Raw genomic sequence first — 613 nt, forward strand, 5'->3', positions numbered from 1 at the left:
TTGGGGGCAGGTGGCCCAGCGTGTTGCGGCGCAGTCCGTCGTGAGCTCAACACTGGGGACGGCCATTAACGGGGGCAGTTTTACGGACAATCTGCAAACTGCGTTACTGAGTAATGTTGGTAACCAGATTAATGCGGAAGGCGCCAAGTTGATTGGTGATAACGGAGAAATTTTAGGTCACCCCGGAAAAATGTTAAGCCATGCCGTGGTCGCAGCCATCAGTGCAGAAATTGCCGGAGGGGATGCCAAAGGCGCGGCGGTGGGCGCTCTGGCGGCTGAATTAGCCGCCATTACAATGGAAAGCAAGTTATTTGAACCTGCATACAAGAATGAAACAGAGCGGCAATTTTATAAAATCCAGGAAGTGCTGACAGGAAATGAAATAAAAGCTCAGACGGTTAAAGTTATCGGGGCGTTGTCTGGTGTGTTGGTTAGTCATACACCGGAAGGGGCTTATAGTGCGGCGAACAGTGCAGAACTCGTCTACCGTAATAACTATGATAATCATCAGTGGGATCAGATAGCACATGAAAATGGAATGGATATGCTGGCGGCATCACAAGGTGATAAAGCCGCAGCAGAACGCGTTATTGCACGACGGGATGGAGTGGTT

Annotated in this window: 1 protein-coding gene; it reads left to right on the top strand. The window is 50.1% G+C overall.

From position 1 onward, the window contains the following. Positions 1 to 613: DUF637 domain-containing protein (locus PSI22_RS21330; protein WP_273581470.1), on the top strand; the 613-nt coding region annotated here is incomplete at both ends.

This window comes from Xenorhabdus aichiensis, assembly GCF_028598775.1.
GTDB lineage: Bacteria > Pseudomonadota > Gammaproteobacteria > Enterobacterales > Enterobacteriaceae > Xenorhabdus > Xenorhabdus bovienii.